Source organism: Burkholderia sp. Ac-20349 (assembly GCF_017104865.1).
Lineage (GTDB): Bacteria > Pseudomonadota > Gammaproteobacteria > Burkholderiales > Burkholderiaceae > Burkholderia > Burkholderia aenigmatica.
Genome location: NZ_JAAGPM010000084.1, coordinates 1 through 18,152, shown reverse-complemented (window position 1 = coordinate 18,152; position 18,152 = coordinate 1). Strand labels below are relative to the sequence as shown.

Annotated in this window: 17 protein-coding genes and 1 tRNA gene; 5 read left to right on the top strand and 13 right to left on the bottom strand. The window is 66.7% G+C overall.

The window, feature by feature from the left end; all coding sequences use genetic code 11:
• Positions 1 to 22: 22 nt before the first annotated feature.
• The 5 genes from G3N61_RS24865 to G3N61_RS24845 all read right to left on the bottom strand — a co-directional run bounded on the left by G3N61_RS24865 (position 23) and on the right by G3N61_RS24845 (position 5,125).
• A tRNA-Val gene (locus G3N61_RS24865) sits at positions 23 to 99 on the bottom strand.
• Between the two features lie 87 nt (positions 100 to 186).
• Complete coding sequence (locus G3N61_RS24860) at positions 187 to 2,421, bottom strand: bifunctional (p)ppGpp synthetase/guanosine-3',5'-bis(diphosphate) 3'-pyrophosphohydrolase (protein WP_205823825.1); 2,235 nt, start codon at positions 2,419 to 2,421, stop codon at positions 187 to 189.
• Between the two features lie 44 nt (positions 2,422 to 2,465).
• Positions 2,466 to 2,819 (bottom strand): RidA family protein, encoded by a 354-nt coding sequence (locus tag G3N61_RS24855; RefSeq protein ID WP_021162422.1) that lies wholly within the window; start codon positions 2,817 to 2,819, stop codon positions 2,466 to 2,468.
• An 85-nt stretch (positions 2,820 to 2,904) separates the two neighbouring features.
• Positions 2,905 to 3,801 (bottom strand): alpha/beta hydrolase, encoded by an 897-nt coding sequence (locus tag G3N61_RS24850; RefSeq protein ID WP_205823824.1) that lies wholly within the window; start codon positions 3,799 to 3,801, stop codon positions 2,905 to 2,907.
• 439 nt (positions 3,802 to 4,240) lie between these two features.
• Positions 4,241 to 5,125 carry an EamA family transporter gene (locus G3N61_RS24845; protein ID WP_205823823.1) on the bottom strand — a complete coding sequence of 295 codons (885 nt, stop codon included), beginning with the start codon at positions 5,123 to 5,125 and terminating at the stop codon, positions 4,241 to 4,243.
• A 92-nt stretch (positions 5,126 to 5,217) separates the two neighbouring features.
• On the opposite strand from G3N61_RS24845, the gene G3N61_RS24840 reads away from it, so the two are divergent.
• The gene (locus tag G3N61_RS24840; protein WP_089450349.1) at positions 5,218 to 6,156 is read left to right on the top strand and encodes a LysR substrate-binding domain-containing protein; all 939 of its coding nucleotides are present in this window, start codon (positions 5,218 to 5,220) and stop codon (positions 6,154 to 6,156) included.
• A gap of 102 nt (positions 6,157 to 6,258) precedes the next feature.
• Here G3N61_RS24840 and G3N61_RS24835 read toward each other — a convergent pair whose 3' ends face one another.
• The gene (locus G3N61_RS24835; protein WP_043182550.1) at positions 6,259 to 6,900 is read right to left on the bottom strand and encodes a CoA transferase subunit B; all 642 of its coding nucleotides are present in this window, start codon (positions 6,898 to 6,900) and stop codon (positions 6,259 to 6,261) included.
• A gap of 1 nt (position 6,901) precedes the next feature.
• Positions 6,902 to 7,606, bottom strand: coding sequence for a CoA transferase subunit A (locus G3N61_RS24830; protein WP_205823822.1), 705 nt, complete (start codon positions 7,604 to 7,606; stop codon positions 6,902 to 6,904).
• A gap of 224 nt (positions 7,607 to 7,830) precedes the next feature.
• Here G3N61_RS24830 and G3N61_RS24825 point away from each other — a divergent pair, with 224 nt between their 5' ends.
• Positions 7,831 to 8,376 (top strand): LuxR C-terminal-related transcriptional regulator, encoded by a 546-nt coding sequence (locus G3N61_RS24825; RefSeq protein ID WP_043182545.1) that lies wholly within the window; start codon positions 7,831 to 7,833, stop codon positions 8,374 to 8,376.
• A gap of 105 nt (positions 8,377 to 8,481) precedes the next feature.
• Here the strand turns inward: G3N61_RS24825 and G3N61_RS24820 are convergent, their stop codons facing one another.
• Together G3N61_RS24820 and G3N61_RS24815 are read right to left on the bottom strand one after the other, a co-directional pair.
• Positions 8,482 to 8,913, bottom strand: coding sequence for a thioesterase family protein (locus tag G3N61_RS24820; RefSeq protein WP_043182542.1), 432 nt, complete (start codon positions 8,911 to 8,913; stop codon positions 8,482 to 8,484).
• Between the two features lie 32 nt (positions 8,914 to 8,945).
• Positions 8,946 to 9,728: an SDR family oxidoreductase gene (locus G3N61_RS24815; protein ID WP_011351770.1), complete on the bottom strand. Its 783-nt coding sequence runs from the start codon at positions 9,726 to 9,728 to the stop codon at positions 8,946 to 8,948.
• Between the two features lie 178 nt (positions 9,729 to 9,906).
• Between G3N61_RS24815 and G3N61_RS24810 the strand changes: the two genes are divergently transcribed.
• A complete protein-coding gene (locus G3N61_RS24810) occupies positions 9,907 to 11,580 on the top strand; it encodes an electron transfer flavoprotein-ubiquinone oxidoreductase (RefSeq protein ID WP_205823821.1) in 1,674 nt (557 codons plus the stop codon).
• A gap of 137 nt (positions 11,581 to 11,717) precedes the next feature.
• Here G3N61_RS24810 and aroC read toward each other — a convergent pair whose 3' ends face one another.
• The 3 genes from aroC to G3N61_RS24795 all read right to left on the bottom strand — a co-directional run bounded on the left by aroC (position 11,718) and on the right by G3N61_RS24795 (position 15,615).
• Positions 11,718 to 12,818, bottom strand: coding sequence for a chorismate synthase (aroC, locus tag G3N61_RS24805; RefSeq protein WP_205823820.1), 1,101 nt, complete (start codon positions 12,816 to 12,818; stop codon positions 11,718 to 11,720).
• Positions 12,819 to 13,085: 267 nt separating this feature from the next.
• The gene (locus G3N61_RS24800; protein ID WP_043182537.1) at positions 13,086 to 15,020 is read right to left on the bottom strand and encodes an MFS transporter; all 1,935 of its coding nucleotides are present in this window, start codon (positions 15,018 to 15,020) and stop codon (positions 13,086 to 13,088) included.
• Positions 15,021 to 15,159: 139 nt separating this feature from the next.
• Positions 15,160 to 15,615 carry a CBS domain-containing protein gene (locus G3N61_RS24795; RefSeq protein WP_043182535.1) on the bottom strand — a complete coding sequence of 152 codons (456 nt, stop codon included), beginning with the start codon at positions 15,613 to 15,615 and terminating at the stop codon, positions 15,160 to 15,162.
• Between the two features lie 158 nt (positions 15,616 to 15,773).
• On the opposite strand from G3N61_RS24795, the gene G3N61_RS24790 reads away from it, so the two are divergent.
• Positions 15,774 to 16,091 (top strand): Mpo1-like protein, encoded by a 318-nt coding sequence (locus G3N61_RS24790; protein WP_043182533.1) that lies wholly within the window; start codon positions 15,774 to 15,776, stop codon positions 16,089 to 16,091.
• A gap of 16 nt (positions 16,092 to 16,107) precedes the next feature.
• Here G3N61_RS24790 and G3N61_RS24785 read toward each other — a convergent pair whose 3' ends face one another.
• Positions 16,108 to 17,439, bottom strand: a complete 1,332-nt coding sequence (locus G3N61_RS24785) for a YihY family inner membrane protein (protein ID WP_043182532.1) — start codon at positions 17,437 to 17,439, stop codon at positions 16,108 to 16,110.
• 145 nt (positions 17,440 to 17,584) lie between these two features.
• Here G3N61_RS24785 and wrbA point away from each other — a divergent pair.
• Positions 17,585 to 18,152: NAD(P)H:quinone oxidoreductase (gene wrbA, locus G3N61_RS24780; RefSeq protein ID WP_205823819.1), on the top strand; the 568-nt coding region annotated here is incomplete at its 3' end.

Here is an 18,152-nt window from a genome sequence, read left to right as displayed (position 1 = left end):
AGACCGGGCATTCTCAATTCGTTGGTAGGCTCGATTGGACTCGAACCAACGACCCCCACCATGTCAAGGTGGTGCTCTAACCAGCTGAGCTACGAGCCTAGTGAAGCTAAGATTATATGGAGCCGTTACCCGCTTGGCAAGTATTTTTATGCGGTCGCAGCAAAATAACGGTGCTCGAACCCCACATCACGCCTTCCGCCCGGCCCGCACAACACCCTGTATCTCACCGAGCAGCGTGCACGCGCGCTGCACCTGCGCCGAATTCGACACCTCGACCGTGAACTGCATGAATGCCGCATTGCGGCGACTCTGCGTCTTCACGCCCACCACGTTCATCTTCTCGCGCGCGAACACTTCGGAGATATCGCGCAGCAACCCTTGCCGGTCGCTCGCCTCGATCATCAGGTCGACCGGATAGACGGACGCACCGCGCCCGCCGAGCACGTCGGCCGACCAGGTCGTCTGCAGCACGCGCTCCGGCGCGCGCTCGACCATCCGGCGGAACGTCGGGCAATCGGTGCGATGGATCGACATGCCCTTGCCGCGCGTGACGAAACCACTGATCGGATCGGGCGGCGCCGGACGGCAGCAGCGCGCGAGCTGGGTCAGCAGTGCATCGACGCCCACGACCAGCACACCGGTCGACGCGCCGTGCGCGACGCTCGCGCCGCTGCTGCGCTTCTCGAAATCGGCAGGCGCTTCGGGCGCCGGTTCGGGCGGCGGCGCATCGGACAGCGCGTGCTCGACATTGCGCAGGCTGAACTCTTCCTTGCCGACGACCGAGAACAGCTCCTCGGGCGACTTGAAGCCGAGCTTCGCCGCGAGGTTGTCCAGATTGACCGACGTCTTGCCCTCGCGTTGCAGCGTCTTTTCGACGAGCGCGCGGCCGTGCGAGACGTTTTCTTCCTGCTCGATCGAGTTGAACCACGCACGCACCTTCTGCCGCGCGCGCGGGCTCTTCATATAGCCGAGCTGCAGGTTCAGCCAGTCGCGCGACGGCCCGCCCTCCTTCACCGCGACGATCTCGACCGTTTGACCGTTGGCAAGCGGCGTGTTGAGCGGCACCATCGCGCCGTCGACGCGCGCGCCACGGCAGCGATGGCCGAGTTCGCTGTGCAGGTGGTACGCGAAATCGACCGGCGTCGCGCCCTGCGGCAACGCGATCACGCGCGCCTGCGGCGTCAGCACGTAGATGTGGTCGTCGTCGAGCGACGTCTCGCGCAATTGCGCCCACGCCTTGTCGCCCGACTTTTCCGCGCCGTCCTCGACGTCATCCTTCCACGCGAGCAACTGGCGCAGCCATGCGATCTTCTCGTCGTACTTGTCGCTCGCCGAGAACTGGCCGCCGTAGCCGCGCGCGCCGGCCTCCTTGTAGCGCCAGTGCGCAGCGACGCCGTACTCGGCGAAACGGTGCATCTCCTGCGTGCGGATCTGCACTTCGAACGCACGGCCGTCGTCGCCGATCACGACCGTGTGCAGCGACTTGTAGCCGTTCGGCTTCGGCCGCGAAATGTAGTCGTCGAATTCCTTCGGCACCGGCTGCCACAGGTGATGCACGATGCCGAGCACCGCGTAGCAATCCTTGATGTCCGGCACGATCACGCGAAACGCGCGCACGTCGTACAGCTCGGAGAAATCGAGCTCCTTGCCGCGCATCTTGCGCCAGATGCTGTAGATATGCTTCGGCCGGCCACTCACGTCAGCCTGGATGTGCGCGTCCGCCAGCTCTTGCCGCAACCGGTCGATCGCCTGCGTGACGTACGCTTCGCGCTCGACGCGCTTCTCGTCGAGCAGCTTCGCGATCCGCTTGTAGGTGACGGGATCCTCGAAGCGGAACGCGAGATCCTCGAGCTCCCACTTCAGTTGCCAGATACCGAGACGGTTCGCGAGCGGCGCATAGATCTCGAGTGTCTCGCGCGCGACATCGGGCGGCGGATCGATCTTCGCGGCCGCGTAGTAGCGCAGCGACTGCAAGCGCGACGCGAGCCGGATCAGCACCACGCGGATGTCTTGCGCGAACGCAAGCAGCATCTTGCGCAGCGCCTCGATCTGCGTACGCCGCTCTTCCGCCGTGTCGCGCCCCGCGTCGGGCACCGCGTTCTGCGCGGCACGCAGGCTGACGGTGCCGAGCCGCAACAGCTTGCGCACGTCGGACACGAGCCGCGCCACTTCATCGCCGAAACGCTCGGTGAGTTCGCGCTCGGGGTCGCTCAGGTGCGGCGTCAGCACGAACAGCGCGGCCGCCTGCATCGCGGGCGGATCGACGTTCAGCGTGCGCATGATCGACGCCGTGCCCGCCGAGTGATCGGCGAGCAGTTCACCCGACGACAGGCGCACGTCGCCGGCCCGCTCGCGCACGAACGCGAGCACGTCGTCGAACGACGGCGCCGCGACGGGGGAAGCGGAAACGGACTCGGTCATTGCTCGGCCTGGCGGAATGCGGTCATCGTCGGATTACGTTCAGCTCAGCTCCGCTGCGCGGCGACCACCACGATCTCGACGAGCAGCGCGGGATCCGCGAGCTTCGCCTCGACGGTGGCGCGCGGCGGCGTGTTGCCCTGCGCGACCCATGCATCCCACTCCGCGTTCATGCCGTCGAAGTTGGCCAGATCCGAGATGTAGATCTGCACGGACAGCAGATGCGCCTTGTCGCTGTTCGCTTCGGCGAGCAGGCGGTCGATGTGGCCGAGCACTTCGCGCGTCTGGCCCTTGATGTCCTGCGTGGTGTCTTCGGCGATCTGGCCGGCCAGATACACGGTACCGTTGTGGATCGCGGTTTCGGAGAGACGGGCCCCGACGTGATGACGAATGACTGCCATGGAATGTTCCGGTCGTTTGATGAATGAGTGAAGCGTTCGGCGACGACGCGGCCCGCGCGCCGTCGAACCGCATATTATGACGCGTTTATGCGCCGGTTTCGACGAAAAACCGTCGTGCGAGCGCGATCTGGTCGGCATTCAGGAACGCCGGCGCATGCCCGGTGCCGGGAATTTCCGCCTGCGTCACGTGGCGGCCGCGCTGCACCATCTCGGCGACGGTCTCGCGCGACAACAGATCCGACTCGGCACCGCGCACGACCAGCAGCGACGCTTCGGTCGTCTCGATCGCACGCCACAGTGCAGCCTCGCCGAGCGCCGCGAGTTCGGGCGTCGTCATCTTGAACGGTTCGGCGATGCGCGGATCGTAGCGCATCGTCCAGTCGCCTTCGGGCAACTGACGTAGCAGCGGCGCGTTGATCTCGCGCCACTCGTCGCCGGTCAGCGCGCCGAACGGCAGCGACAGCGACGTCAGGTAGTCGATGCCTTCCTGCTCGGTCGCGAAGCGCGGCTGCACGCCGAGATACTCGCCGATGCGCGTGAGCGAATCGGGTTCGATGCGCGGGCCGACGTCGTTGACGATCATCCGGCGCACCGGCGTATCGGGCAGCCCCGCGAGCGCCATGCCGATCAGGCCGCCCATCGACGTGCCGAACCAGTCGACCGATTCGGCGCCGGTGCGCGCGATCAGCGTCACCATGTCGGCCACATATTGCGGAATCGCATAGAGCCGCGGATCGGCGAGCCAGTCGGAGCGACCGCGCCCGACGACGTCGGGGCACACGACGCGATACGTATCGGACAGCGCCGCGGCGAGCCGGTCGAAATCGCGCCCCGAGCGGGTCAGCCCGTGCACGCAGACCAGCACGCGCGGATTGGCGGGGTCGCCCCATTCGGTATAGGCGACGTGGTGAAGGCCGGCCGCGCTCGCGCACTGCACGCGCCGCTGGCGGGGGATCGAGGAATTCACGGGAGAAGTGGGCATCGGAGGCATCCTGTCGAACGGTGCGGTGCGACGCGATGACGTGCGCCGGCCCGGCCCGAAGGGTGGGCGGGGACGCAACCGATTGTAAACCCGTTCCGGATCACGAGTCGGTTCATCGCGCCCGCAGGCGTTCGAGTCGGGCGTCGCACTTCATGCTCGGCGGAGTAGAAAGAAACCGGCGGGCGGCGACACGCTGCCCCCCTCGCCTCCCGCCGTGCCTCGCCCATGCCGTCGCGAGCGGCGCTTCCGCCAAGCGGTCGCGCGGCCAGCCCCGACGGCTCGGCACCGCGGCGCCGGCCGGCGTGTTACGGAAGCCGAACTGCGGCGTACCGATCGCGAAACCGACAGGAACAAGATTGCGCGGCTGCAGGCACGGCGCCGCGAACGCACCACCCTTGCGCCGGCTTGTCATGGCCGGAGCGTCCTGGCTACTTCATCTTCACTTCTGCACGACCGCGCCGATGCTCGCGCCGACCACGCACAGCGTCCCGGCAATCTGCAGCGCCCCCATCGGCTGCGCCAGTACGACGAAGCCGATCGCCGCCGCGATCGCGGGCTCGGCGCTCATCAGAATGCCGAATGCCGACGCACTCATCCCCCGCAGCGCGATCAGTTCCAGCACATACGGGAACAGCGGGACCAGCACCGCCAGATACGCGGCATCGACCAGTTGCCCGGCCGGCAGATGGCCGCCGCTTTGCGCGAGCCCGAACGGCGTCGTCACGAGCGCGGCCACGATCAGCGACGTGGCGAGTCCCTGCAATCCGTCGAACAGCGTACCGACGCGCTTCATCAGCAGGATGTACGCGGCCCAGCCGAGCGCCGAGCCGACCGGAAAGATCAGCGCGGCCGGCGTCGCCACCCACATGCCGTCCTGCCGCGCGAGCAGCAGCACGCCCGTCAGCGCAAGCACCGGCCACACCAGCATCGCCGGCTTGCGCACGCCGAACGTGGCGACCGCCAACGGCCCGAGGAAGTTGATCGCAACGGCCAGCCCGAGCGGCACGCGCCTGACCGCCGCGAAAAAGCACAGCGTCATCGCGGCCATCGCACCGCCGAGCGCGATCGCGGCAATCCAGCGCTGCCGGGAATACGTATGGAGCGGCGGCCGCACGACGATCGCCAGCGCGAGTGCGGCGAAGCAAAGCCGCAACCAGGTCGTGCTGACCGTGCCGTACTCGATCGTCGCCGGCCGCGACAGCGCGGCACCGAGTTGCACACTGCACATCGACGCAACGGCAAGCAACGGCGCGACCGCATGCGCAAATGACGGGGCCGCGCGCTCGGCGCCATTCGGTCGTGCGGTGCTCAATTCGTCGCTCATTCGGTCGCTCCAGATCGTTGACACGACGATGCTAACCGCGGTCGCACGCTTGATATAAGCTGATAATTCTTATGCCCGCATCAGGAAAATTGATGATCCGCGATCTCGACAGCACACTGCTGCGCACGTTCGTGACGGTGGTCGAAACAGGCAGCGTCAGCGATGCGGCGACGGCGCTGCATCGCACGCAGGCAGCCGTCAGCATGGCGCTGCGCCGACTCGAGGACGAAGTCGGCCAGCGCCTGCTCGAACGCTCGTCGCGCGGCGTGAAGCCGACGGCGGCCGGCAGCGTGCTGCTGCCCTATGCGCACCGGTTGCTCGACGTCGGGCTCGCCGCGCGCGCCGCGCTCAATGCCGGTGACATCTCGGGCACCGTCCGGCTCGGCATCCTCGAGGACATCGCCGTGGGCCATCTGCCGCATGCGCTGCGGCAGTTCGCGGCAGCGTTTCCGCGCGTCGCGCTCGAGATCGTCGTCGATTCGAGCCCCTCGCTGTCGCAGCGGCTTGCGACCCATACGCTCGACTTCGTCATCGGCGACCCCGCGCTGATCCGGGCCGAACCGCTCGCCACCTGGCGGCATCCGCTTCGCTGGGCCGCCGCGCGTGCGCAGAACGCGCTGCCGCGCGACGAACCGTTGCCGATCGTCGCATTCGGCGGCACGTGCCCGTGGCAGGAGAAACTGTTCACGGCGCTGCGTGAAGCCGGCCTCGCGTGGCGCGTCGTCTGCACGAGCACGAGCCTGTCCGCCATCCAGTCGGCGGTCGAAGCCGGCCTCGGCGTCGCAGTGCTGCTCGACCGGAACGTGCGCGCCGACACGATGCGCGTGCTCGACCCGCAGGCCGCCGGGCTCCCCACACCGCCTGCCGCGGACTTCGGTTTGTTCAGCCATGCGGATGCCGGCGACCGCACGTCGGCGGCCGCCACGCTGCAGCGCTTCCTGTTTCATGCGTTGCAGCTCGGCTCGCCTGACGCCGACGACGACACGCCGGCAACCGGGTGCAGCGTCGCCTCGTTGCGGGTCGCCGTCTGACGCGTCCGCCGCCACCTCCGGAGCGCCACTGCGGCGGCCCGGAAACGAAAACGCCCCGCATGCCTGCCGGCATGCGGGGCGAATCGCTTCGCGCCGAAAAACTCAGCCCACCGCGCTCACGTCGAGCGGTGCGCCCGTCTTCGCCTTGATCTCGTCTGCGCTCACGCCGTCGGCGAGTTCGAGGACCTTCAGGCCGTTCGGCGTCACTTCGATCACGCCGAGATCGGTGATGATCAGGTCGACCACGCCGACACCCGTCAACGGCAGGTTGCATTCCTCGAGGATCTTGTGCTGGTCGCCCTTCGCGACATGCTCCATCAGCACGACGACGCGCTTCACGCCGGCGACGAGATCCATTGCGCCGCCCATCCCCTTGATCATCTTGCCGGGGATCATCCAGTTCGCGAGGTCGCCCTGCTTGCTGACCTGCATCGCGCCGAGGATCGCGAGGTTGATGTGGCCGCCGCGGATCATCGCGAACGAATCGGCCGACGAGAAGATCGACGAGCCCGGCAGCGTCGTGACGGTCTGCTTGCCGGCGTTGATGAGATCGGCGTCGACTTCGTCTTCGGTCGGCGACGGACCGATGCCGAGCAGGCCGTTCTCCGATTGCAGCCACACCTCGACGCCTTCCGGCACGTGGTTGGCAACGAGCGTCGGCAGGCCGATGCCGAGGTTCACGTAGAAGCCGTCCTGCAGTTCCTTCGCCGCGCGCGCGGCCATCTGGTCACGATTCCAGGCCATGTCAGTCTCCTTTCGCGCGTACGACGCGTTGTTCGATGCGTTTTTCGGGCGTCGCGTTCAGCACGATGCGCTGCACGAAAATCCCCGGCGTGTGGACGTGGTCCGGATCGAGCTCGCCGTTCTCGACGATCTCCTCGACCTCCGCAACGGTAATCTTGCCGGCCATCGCGCACATCGGGTTGAAGTTGCGCGCGGTGCGGCGAAAGATCAGGTTGCCGGACTTGTCGGCCTTCCACGCCTTCACGAGCGCGACATCGGCCGTCAGCGACGGCTCGAGCACGTAGTGGCGATCGCCGAACTGGCGCGTTTCCTTGCCTTCCGCGATCACGGTGCCGTAACCCGTGTTCGTGAAGAACGCCGGGATGCCTGCACCGCCCGCGCGCAGCTTTTCGGCCAGCGTGCCCTGCGGCGTGAATTCGAGCTCGAGTTCGCCGGCCAGGTACTGGCGCTCGAACTCCTTGTTCTCGCCGACGTACGACGAGATCATCTTCTTGATCTGGCGCGTTTCCAGCAACAGGCCGAGGCCGAAGCCGTCGACGCCCGCGTTGTTGCTGATGCAGGTGATGCCCTTGACGGCCGAATCGCGCAATGCCGCGATCAGCGCCTCCGGAATCCCGCACAGGCCGAAGCCGCCCACCGCGAAGGTCTGCCCGTCACGGACGATCCCTTCCAGCGCGGCAGCCGCGCTTGGATAGACTTTGTTCATCTGTTGTCCCTTCCTCTATGGAAACCAGCGAAACCGGTTCACGCGCCCACGTGGCCCGCAAGCCCGCCGCATCATTCTATGCATGCACGGCAATGCCTGCGTCGAGGCGCGCTGTTTTTATGTCGCAGCCAACCGCCGCGAGATGCCTGAAAGGGTACGATGCGGCGCGGATGCGGCACAATACGCAAAAATACATAAGCATTTGCCATCGCCTGCCCGCGTCCATGACCGCCCTCGATTACCAGACCGCCTTCCACCTTGCGCCGCTCGGCCTCGTCCTGTCGCGCGACCGCGTGATCGAGGACTGCAACGACGCGCTCGCGTCGATCTTCCGCTGCGTGCGGGCCGACCTGATCGGGAAATCGTACGAGGTGCTCTACCCGTCGACGGACGAATTCCAGCGAATCGGCGAACGCATCGCGCGCGTGATGGCCGCGAACGGCATCTACTCGGATGACAGAATCATGAAGCGCGCGGATGGCGAGCTGTTCTGGTGCCACGTGACGGGCCGCGCACTCGACCGCACCGCGCCGCTCGCGGCAGGCGTCTGGACCTTCGAGGACTTGAGTGCGACGCGCCGGGTCGCCGTGGAACTGACCCCGCGCGAGCGCGAGATCGCCGCGCAGCTCGCGACCGGCAAGACCAGCAAGCAGATCGGACGCGTGCTCGACATCAGCTCGCGCACGGTCGACATCTACCGCGCGCGGCTGATGCGCAAGTACGGGACCAACAATACGCCGGAACTGCTGCAGCGCCTGCTCGGGCAGTGAATGACGGCTCCCGGATGACAATCGGCCGCGCATGGCGGCCGATTCGGGAAACAACGGACATGGCGGGCCGCCGGCGCCCTGGCGCCGGCCTCGCCGTATCGACGTTCAGCCGACCTTCGTCGCGAGCGCACGCTCGATCGTGTCGCGCAGCAACTGGGGCAGCGGCACCGACTTGCCGAGCGCGTAGTCGACCCACACGCAGCGCGCGTTGCCGCGCGCATAGACATGCTGCGGATCGTCGGCGCGCGTCAGCTCGAAACCCGTGTCGAAGCTGCTACGACCGGGTTTCGCAGCCGACATCTTCGCGATCACGTCGCCCGGATAGTGCAACTGCTTCAGAAACTCCATCGATGCCGTGACGATGACGGGCCCCTGCCCCTCGCCGTTGCCGCCGGCAATGCCGAGCTCCTCGAACCACGAGATCCGCGCCTGCTCCATGTAGCGGAAATAGACCGTGTTGTTCACATGACCGAACGCATCCATGTCGCCCCAGCGGATCGGCATCGACATCTCAAAAACGGGGGAATAATCGCTCATTGCAGCCTTCTTTGTTGCTGAATGTCATCCGCTCAGGCGAGGCCGAAGCCGTCGTCGGCGGAGATAATCGAGCCATTGATGAACTGCGACTCGTCGGCCGCGAGCAGCAACAACAGCCCGTCGAGATCCTGCGGCTTGCCGACGCGCCGGCGCGGCAGCATCGACTGCAGCTTCTGGCCCTGCTCGGTTTCCCACAGGTAATGATTGATTTCGGTATCGATATAGCCCGGACAGATCGCGTTGACGTTGATCCCGTGGCGCCCCCACTCGAGCGCCATCGCACGCGTCATCTGCACGACCGCGGCCTTGCTCATCGCGTACAGCCCGATCTGCGGGAACACGCGCAGCCCGGCCACCGACGCGATGTTGATGATCCGGCACGGCGGCTTGCCGTTGCCGCTTCCGTTCGCGCGCATGATCATTCGCTTCGCGACTTCCTGCGCGACGAAAAACGCGCCGCGCGTGTTGGTGTCGAATACGAACTCGAAATCGGCCGGCGTCACGTCGACGAGCTTCTGCATCGTCGACACGCCCGAGTTGTTCACGAGGATGTCGATCGTGCCGGCCTCGGTCTCCGCGTGCGCGACCGCCGCCTTGATGCTCTGGACGTCGGTGACGTCGAGCGACACGACGTGCGCGGCGCCGCCCGCCGCCTCGATCTCGGCACGCAGTTCCTTCAGGCGCTCGACACGACGGCTTGCGAGCACGACCTTCGCGCCGGCCTGCGACAGCACCTGTGCAAAGCGCTGCCCGAGGCCGCTCGACGCGCCCGTGACCAGCGCAACCTTGCCTTCCAGATTGATCGACCGACCCATTTGCACTTCCCCTTTCGATGTCGTTTCGCCGCCACGGACAGTACGGCCCGAACGGCATTACCCTAGCACGAAAATAGAACGATCGTGCTAATCTAGCCGCATGCTGTTGCGGCAAGCGTTTCGTTTCGCAGACAATACGCTCCCGAATAAAAGCATTCTAACGGTTAGAGGAACGCCCATGACCCCCGCAAGCCTCATCGAGCAGTACGGCCCGCGCGAATCGATGGAATACGACGTCGTGATCGTCGGCGGCGGCCCCGCCGGGCTGTCGGCAGCGATCCGGCTCAAGCAACTGGCCGCCGAGAAAGGCACCGAGATCGGCGTGTGCGTGCTCGAGAAGGGTTCCGAGATCGGCGCGCACATCCTGTCGGGCGCGGTGATGGATCCGCGCGCGATCAACGAACTGTTCCCCGACTGGAAGGAACGCGGTGCACCGCTCGACGTCGAGGTGACGGAAGACCGCTTCCTGTTCCTGTCCGAGAAGAGCGCCGTCACCACGCCGAACTGGGCGCTGCCCGCCAACTTCCAGAACCACGGCAACTACGTGATTTCGCTGGGCAACGTCACGCGCTGGCTTGGGGCACAGGCCGAGGCCCTGGGCGTCGAGATCTTCCCCGGTTTCCCGGCCGCCGAGATCCTGTACAACAACGACGGCTCCGTGAAGGGCGTCGCGACCGGCAACATGGGCGTGGGCAAGGACGGCGAGCCGACCGAGAACTTCCAGCTCGGCATGGAACTGCACGCGAAGTACACGCTGTTCGCCGAAGGCTGCCGCGGCCACCTGGGCCGCCAGCTGATCTCGAAGTTCAAGCTCGACGCGAACGCGGATCCGCAGGCCTACGGGATCGGCATCAAGGAGCTGTGGGAGATCGACCCGGCCAAGCACAAGCCGGGCCTCGTGATCCACACGGCCGGCTGGCCGCTGAAGTCCGATACGTACGGCGGCTCGTTCCTGTATCACATGGACAACAACCAGGTGGTGGTCGGCTTCGTGGTCGGCCTCGGCTACACGAACCCGTACCTGTCACCGTTCGAGGAATTCCAGCGCTACAAGACGCACCCGTCGATCCGTGCGTTCCTGGAAGGCGGCAAGCGTGTGTCGTACGGCGCGCGCGCGATCACCGCGGGCGGGCTGCTGTCGCTGCCGAAGACGGTGTTTCCGGGCGGCGCGCTGATCGGCGACGACGCAGGCTTCCTGAACGCATCGCGGATCAAGGGCAGCCACGCGGCGATCAAGACCGGCATGCTCGCGGCCGACGCCGCATTCGACGCAGTGCAGGCCGGCCGCCAGAGCGACGAGCTCAACGCGTACCCGGACGCCTTCAAGCAGTCGTGGCTGTACACGGAGCTGTACCGTGCGCGCAACTTCAAGCAGTGGATGGCGAAGGGGCTGTATCTCGGCACGCTGATGGTCGGGCTCGAACAGAAGGTGATGGGCGGCAACGTGCCGTGGACGCTGCACCATAAGCATGCCGATCACGAGATGCTGAAGCCGGCGTCGCAATGCCAGCCGATCGAGTATCCGAAGCCGGACGGCAAGCTGACGTTCGACCGGCTGTCGTCGGTGTTCATCTCGAACACGAACCACGAGGAGAACCAGCCGGCGCACCTGACGCTGAAGGATGCGAGCGTGCCGGTGAACGTGAACCTGCGTACGTACGCGGGGCCGGAGGGGCGCTTCTGCCCGGCGGCCGTGTACGAATTCGTGAAGAACGACGACGGCAGCGATCGCCTGGTGATCAACGCGCAGAACTGCGTGCACTGCAAGACCTGCGACATCAAGGACCCGACGCAGAACATCGTGTGGGTCACGCCGGAAGGCGGCGGCGGGCCGAACTACCCGAACATGTAATTGCCGAAGCGCGCCGCCACGAGCGGCGCGTTTTTTTGGCTGCCGCAAACGAAACGGGGCGCTGCTTCAAGCAGCGCCCCGTTTTGCATACTCCGCACCCCTGCCGGGCGAGACGCGCTGCGCCGCGCCCGCTTGTGTCAGGTCGCGCTGCCCGCGATCTTCGGCGTCGGCGTCTCGACGTCCCCGCACTGCGCGCGATGGCGCAGCGCATGATCGATCAGCACCAGCGCGAGCATCGACTCCGCGATCGGCGTCGCACGAATGCCGACGCACGGGTCGTGGCGGCCGAACGTTTCCACCGTCGCCTCGTCGCCCGCCTTCGTGATCGAACGGCGCGGCGTGCGGATGCTCGACGTCGGCTTGATCGCGATCGACACGGTGATGTCCTGCCCCGTCGAAATCCCGCCGAGCACGCCACCCGCATGGTTGCCGACGAAACCGCCCGGCGTCAGCTCGTCGCCATGCACCGAGCCGCGCTGCGCGACGCTGTCGAAACCCGCGCCGATCTCGACGCCCTTCACCGCGTTGATGCTCATCATCGCCTTGGCGATGTCCGCATCGAGACGGTCGAACACCGGCTCGCCCCAACCGACCGGCACGCCCGACGCGACGACGTCGATGCGCGCGCCGATCGAATCCCCGTCCTTGCGCAGCGCATCCATGTACGCCTCGAGCTCCGGCACGACTGCCGCATTCGGCGAGAAGAACGGATTCTCGTGCACGTGCGACCAGTCGACGAACGGCACGTCGATCTCGCCAAGGCCGCTCATGTAGCCGCGCACCTCGACACCGAAGCGCTCGCGCAGCCACTTCTTCGCGACCGCGCCCGCACCGACGATCGGCGCGGTCAGGCGTGCGGACGAGCGGCCGCCGCCGCGGTAGTCGCGGATGCCGTATTTCTGCCAGTAGGTGTAGTCGGCGTGGCCGGGACGGAATGTCTCGACGATGTTGCCGTAGTCCTTGCTGCGCTGGTCGGTGTTGCGGATCAGCAGCGCGATCGGCGTACCGGTCGTCACGCCTTCGAACACGCCCGACAGGATCTCGACCTCGTCGGCCTCCTGTCGCTGCGTCACGTGACGCGACGTGCCGGGCTTGCGGCGATCGAGCTCGATCTGGATGTCGGCTTCGGTCAGCCCCATTCCCGGCGGGCAGCCGTCGATCACGCAGCCGATCGCGGGACCGTGCGATTCGCCGAAGGTCGTGACAGTGAAAAGCGTGCCGAGGGTATTGCCGGACATGATGGAACCGCCCAATGAGAAATGCGCAAACCGATGCGCTGCCAGGGCCGCAGGCAGGCCGATCGTTCGCCGGTCGAGAAAAAGAGGTAAACCGCTATTATGCCAGCCGTCCCGGGCCCGCGGGTCGTGTGAACCGTTCAGACCACACGGACCGGCCACGGACACGGCCCGGCGCAATGGTCGGCGATCCGCGCCGTTCCGTTCGAACGGGCCGTTCGCATGCGGCGGCGCGACCCGGCACGATCCTGCCGGGCCCGCCCCGCCCGCCTACTTCCGCGCGCCGCGCAGTTCGGTGACCGCAGCCTGCAGCGACTCGGGCGTCGCGACCGACGCCGGGATCGGCTCGCCGACCGCCAGCGTCAGCCGGCTCATCACGCCGCGCTTGATCGGCCGCGGCATCCGCGCATCGGAATGCCGCGAAAAATAGCTGCCCCACAGCCCGCGCAGCGCCATCGGAATCACGGGCGCCGGCGTGCGGCTCAGGATCTCCGTGATGCCGTGGTGGAACGTGTTGATGTCGCCCGTCTTCGTAAGCTTGCCTTCGGGGAAGATGCACACGAGTTCGCCTTCCTTCAGCGCAGCCTCGCAGGCGTCGTACGCGCGCGCGAGCATCGCGGGATCTTCGTGACGCGGCGCGATCGGGATCGCCTTCGCATGCCGGAACACCCAGCTCGCGAAGCGCGTCTTGAAGATCCGGTGATCCATCACGAAACGGATCGGGCGCGGGCTCGCGGCGGCCAGCACGAGCGCATCGACGTAGCTGACGTGGTTGCACACGAGCACGGCCGCCCCTTCCGCCGGAATCCGCTCCGCATGCACGAGGCGAATCCGGTAGAAGGTGTGCACGAGCACCCACGCAACGAAGCGCAGCAGGAACTCGGGCACGAGCAGATAGATATACGCGGCGACGATGACGTTCAGCAGCGCCGTGACGAGGAACAGCCCCGGGATGTCGACGCCGGCCTTGGTCAGCCCCATCGCCATCACGGCCGACAGGATCATGAACAGCGCGTTCAGGATGTTGTTCGCGGCGATGATCCGCGCACGGTGCGTGGGCGCGCTGCGGCTCTGGATCAGCGCGTACAACGGCACGCTGTAGAAGCCGCCGAACATCGCGAGCAGGAACAGGTCGGCGAGGATACGCCAGTGGCGCGCGCCCGCCAGGAACTCGCCGACCGACAGCAGGTGGCCGGGCGACGGCAGCGCGTGGCTCGCGAAATACAGCTCGATCGCGAACACGCTGATGCCGATCGAGCCGAGCGGCACGAGGCCGATCTCGACGCGCCGCTGCGACAACCGTTCGCACAGCAGCGAGCCGAGGCCGATGCCGACCGAGAACGTCGCGAGCAGGATCGTGACGACGTCGGGGCTCGCGGACAGCACGTCCTTCGCGAAATTGAAAAACGACGTGAGGAACGTCGCGCCGACGAACCACAGCCACGAGATGCCGAGCAGGCTCAGGAATACGGTGCGGTTCTGGCGCGCGAGGCCGAGGTTGCGCCAGGTCTCGCTGACCGGATTCCAGTTGATCACGAGATCGGGCTGCGGCGCCGGCGTGGACGGCACGCGCTGCGCGACGAGCCGCCCCGCGAGCGCGATGACGACGACGCTCGCCGCGAGCACGCGCTCGCCGCTGCCTTCGATGCCCGCCGCCGCGCCACCGATGATCGTGCCGATCAGGATCGCGATGAACGTGCCCATCTCGACGAGGCCGTTGCCGCCGACCAGCTCATGTTCGCCGAGATGTTGCGGCAGGTACGAATACTTGACGGGCCCGAACAGCGTCGAGTGCATGCCCATCATGAACGTGCACAGGTACAGCAGCGTCGCGCTGTGCGTGACGAAGCCGGCCGCGCCGACCAGCATCAGCGCGATCTCGAAGGTCTTCACGAAGCGCGTGAGGGTCGCCTTGTCGTACTTGTCGGCGATCTGGCCGGACGTCGCCGAGAACAGCACGAACGGCAGGATGAAGATCGCGGAAATCAGGAAGGCGGCCGTCTTCGCATCGACGCCGGAGAATCGCGCGGTGTGATAGGTGACGAGCGACGTGAAGCCGATCTTGAAGACGTTGTCGTTCAGCGCGCCGAGGAACTGGGTCGTGAAGAACGGCGCGAAACGGCGCTCGCGCAGCAGGTCGAACTGCGACGCGTGGGCGTGCTGGTCGTCACGCTGCCGGGAAGTGGCTTGCGTTTGATCGCTCATGCGGAATACGCGCGCGCCATCTGGGCGACGCTGCGCGGGCCTTGTGTGGTCGTTGAAAAAACGGCGGCGCAGGACAAGCCTGCGCCGCCGCGTGCCGGGTGGCGGCGCCCGCGCATGACGGCGACGGGCGCGGCGTGATTCACGATTTGTGCGCTTCGGCTTCCGATTCCGGCCAGTCGCGGATGTACGCCTTCAGCATCCGGTTCTCGAAGCTCTGCGCCTCGACGACCGTCTTCGCGACGTCGTAGAACGAAATGACGCCCATCAGCACCTTCTTGTCGAGCACCGGCATGTAGCGCGCGTGGCGCTCGAGCATCATCCGGCGCACTTCGTTGACGTCCGTTTCCGGCGTACACGTGAGCGGCTCGTCCATCACCTTGCGCACCTGCACGTCGCCGATCGCGCCGCCGTTCACATGCAGGCGCAGGATGATCTCGCGGAACGTCAGCATCCCGACGAGATCGCCGTACTCCATCACGACCAGCGAACCGATGTCGTGCTCGGCCATCGTATCGACCGCTTCGCGCAGCGGCATATCGGGCGTCACCGTAAACAGCGTGTTGCCCTTCACTTTCAGAATATCGCTGACGCGCATCGTAGTCCCCTCATGCTTGAATACAAAACCTCTTTCGATCCTATCGGAAAGCCTGTCAAAAGGAAAGCGCGAGCCCGCGCGGCGGGCCGCCCCCCGCTTGCGGAAGCGGGCCGCCGGCAGCACAATGGCCCCATGAACAGCGGCCCGAGGAGACGGCCATGGCGCATACGCATTCGGAGCAATTCGCCAGCTTCGCTGATTTCTACCCGTATTACCTGAATGAACACCAGAACCTGACCTCGCGGCGGCTGCACTTCATCGGCTCGCTCGGCGTGATCGGCTGCGTCGCGATGGCGATCGCGACCGGCGACTGGCTGTGGCTACCGGCAGCGGTCGTCTGCGGCTACGGGTTCGCGTGGGTCGGACACTTCTTCTTCGAGAAGAACCGACCGGCCACGTTCCGGCACCCGATCTACAGCCTGATGGGCGACTGGGTGATGTTCAAGGACATCTGCACCGGCAAGATCCCGCTGTAATGGCCGGGCGCCCCGCTCACGCGGGCCGCGGCGGCCGTGCATGCGGGTCGGACACGCCGCTCGGCGCCTGCCCCGGAACGCCCGTCGGCTGTGCGCCGGCGGGCCGGTGGGCGGCGATCAGCGACGCGAGCGACACGTCGAACCGGTCGCTCGACAGCACCGCGAGCAGCGCCGCGCCGTCGACATGGCTGCGGCGCCGCTGCAGCTGGTAAGTGAGTTCCGTGCGGTCGATCACCAGCACGTCGAACAGCTGCGCGAGCGTCAACTGCTCCGGATTCGCGAGCAGGATGTAGCGCAGCGTGGTCTCGCCACCGCCGTCGAGCCGCGCAATCCATTCCCGCTCCTCCATCGTCGTCAGCAAGCGCTGTGCGGTTTCCATGTCGCAGCGCAGCATGGCCGCGATCCGCATCGCCGTGTAGCCGCGCTTGCCGGCCGCACGCGCTTCGGCCAGCCGCGCGAGCATTTCCAGCGCGTCGAGCAGGTCGCTGCCCGGATAGTGGATGCGGTGGAACTGGCCAACGCGGATCGCCGGCAGTGCGGAGGCCACCATTGCGCCGAGCAGCGCGATGAACCAGCTCAGGTACACCCACAGCAGGAAGACGGGCAACGCGGCGAACGCGCCGTAGACCGCCGTATAGGTCGGAATGCGCCGCACGTAGTAGCCGAAGCCGCGCTTCGCGAGCTCGAACGCGACGGCCGCGAACAGCCCGCCGATCACCGCGTCGCGCCATGCGACCGTGCAGTTCGGCAGGTACACGTACAGCAGCGTGAACGCGAGCACCGTCAGCGGCAGCGACACGAGCGCGAGCAGCCACTCGACGATCGACGTCGACGGTGCGGCACCGGTAAATGCCAGCGACTGCGTGAACAGGTACGACGAGATCGACAGGCTCACGCCGAACAGCAGCGGGCCGAGCGTGATCAGCGCCCAGTACGCGAGCACGCGCTGCGCGAACGGCCGCGGCTTGCGCACCCGCCAGATCAGGTTGAAAGCCGACTCGATCGTCATCATCGTCATCACCGACGTGACGACGAGCACGATCAGGCCGGCCGTCGTCAGCCCCTTCGCCTTCGATGCGAACTGGTTCAGGTACTTGAAGATCTGGATGTTGAACTGCGCGGGCATCAGGTGATCCGCGAGGAACCCCTGCAGCGAGATCTGGAACGACGCGAACATCGGGAACGCGGTGAACAGCGCGAACGCGACCGTCACGAGCGGCACGAGTGCCAGCATCGTCGTGAACGTCAGGCTGCCCGCCACTTGCGGGATGCGATCCTCGGCGCTGCGCCGGGCCGCGAACTGCGCGAGGCGCTTGATGGTGTCGAGATCGACGCTCAACTTCGGCAAACGACTTCTCCTTCTTGATGCCGCGCGCCCGACGGCGCGCCGCCGCCGCGCTGCGCGACGGCTTCAGCCCCTATAATAGCCGCTCGATTCCAGCAGGGGCCGACTGCACCGGGCACGCGCGCGGCCGCACGCGGCTCCGTCGCCCATGAAAGACATCCTCGTCCTCTATTACAGCCGTCACGGCGCCACGCGCGATCTTGCGCTCGCGATCGCGAACGGCATCGACAGCGTACCGGGCATGCAGGCCCGCATCCGCACCGTGCCGCCCGTGTCGGCCGTTTGCGAAGCCACCGCTCCCGACATCCCCGCCGATGGCCCGCCGTACGCGGAACTGCGGGATCTCGAGGAATGCGCGGGCCTCGCGCTCGGCTCGCCGACCCGCTTCGGCAACATGGCCGCCTCGCTCAAGTATTTCCTCGACGGCACCACACCGCAATGGCTGTCGGGCGCGCTGACCGGCAAGCCGGCCAGCGTGTTCACGTCGACGGGCAGCCTGCACGGCGGCCAGGAATCGACGTTGCTGTCGATGATGCTGCCGCTGCTCCATCACGGGATGATGATCGTCGGGATCCCGTACACGGAATCCGCGCTCACCACGACGCGCACCGGCGGCACGCCGTACGGCGCGTCGCACGTCGCGCAACACGACCGCTCGGCAGCCGCCGGGCTGTCGGCGGACGAAAAGGCGCTCGCGGCCGCGCTCGGCGTGCGGC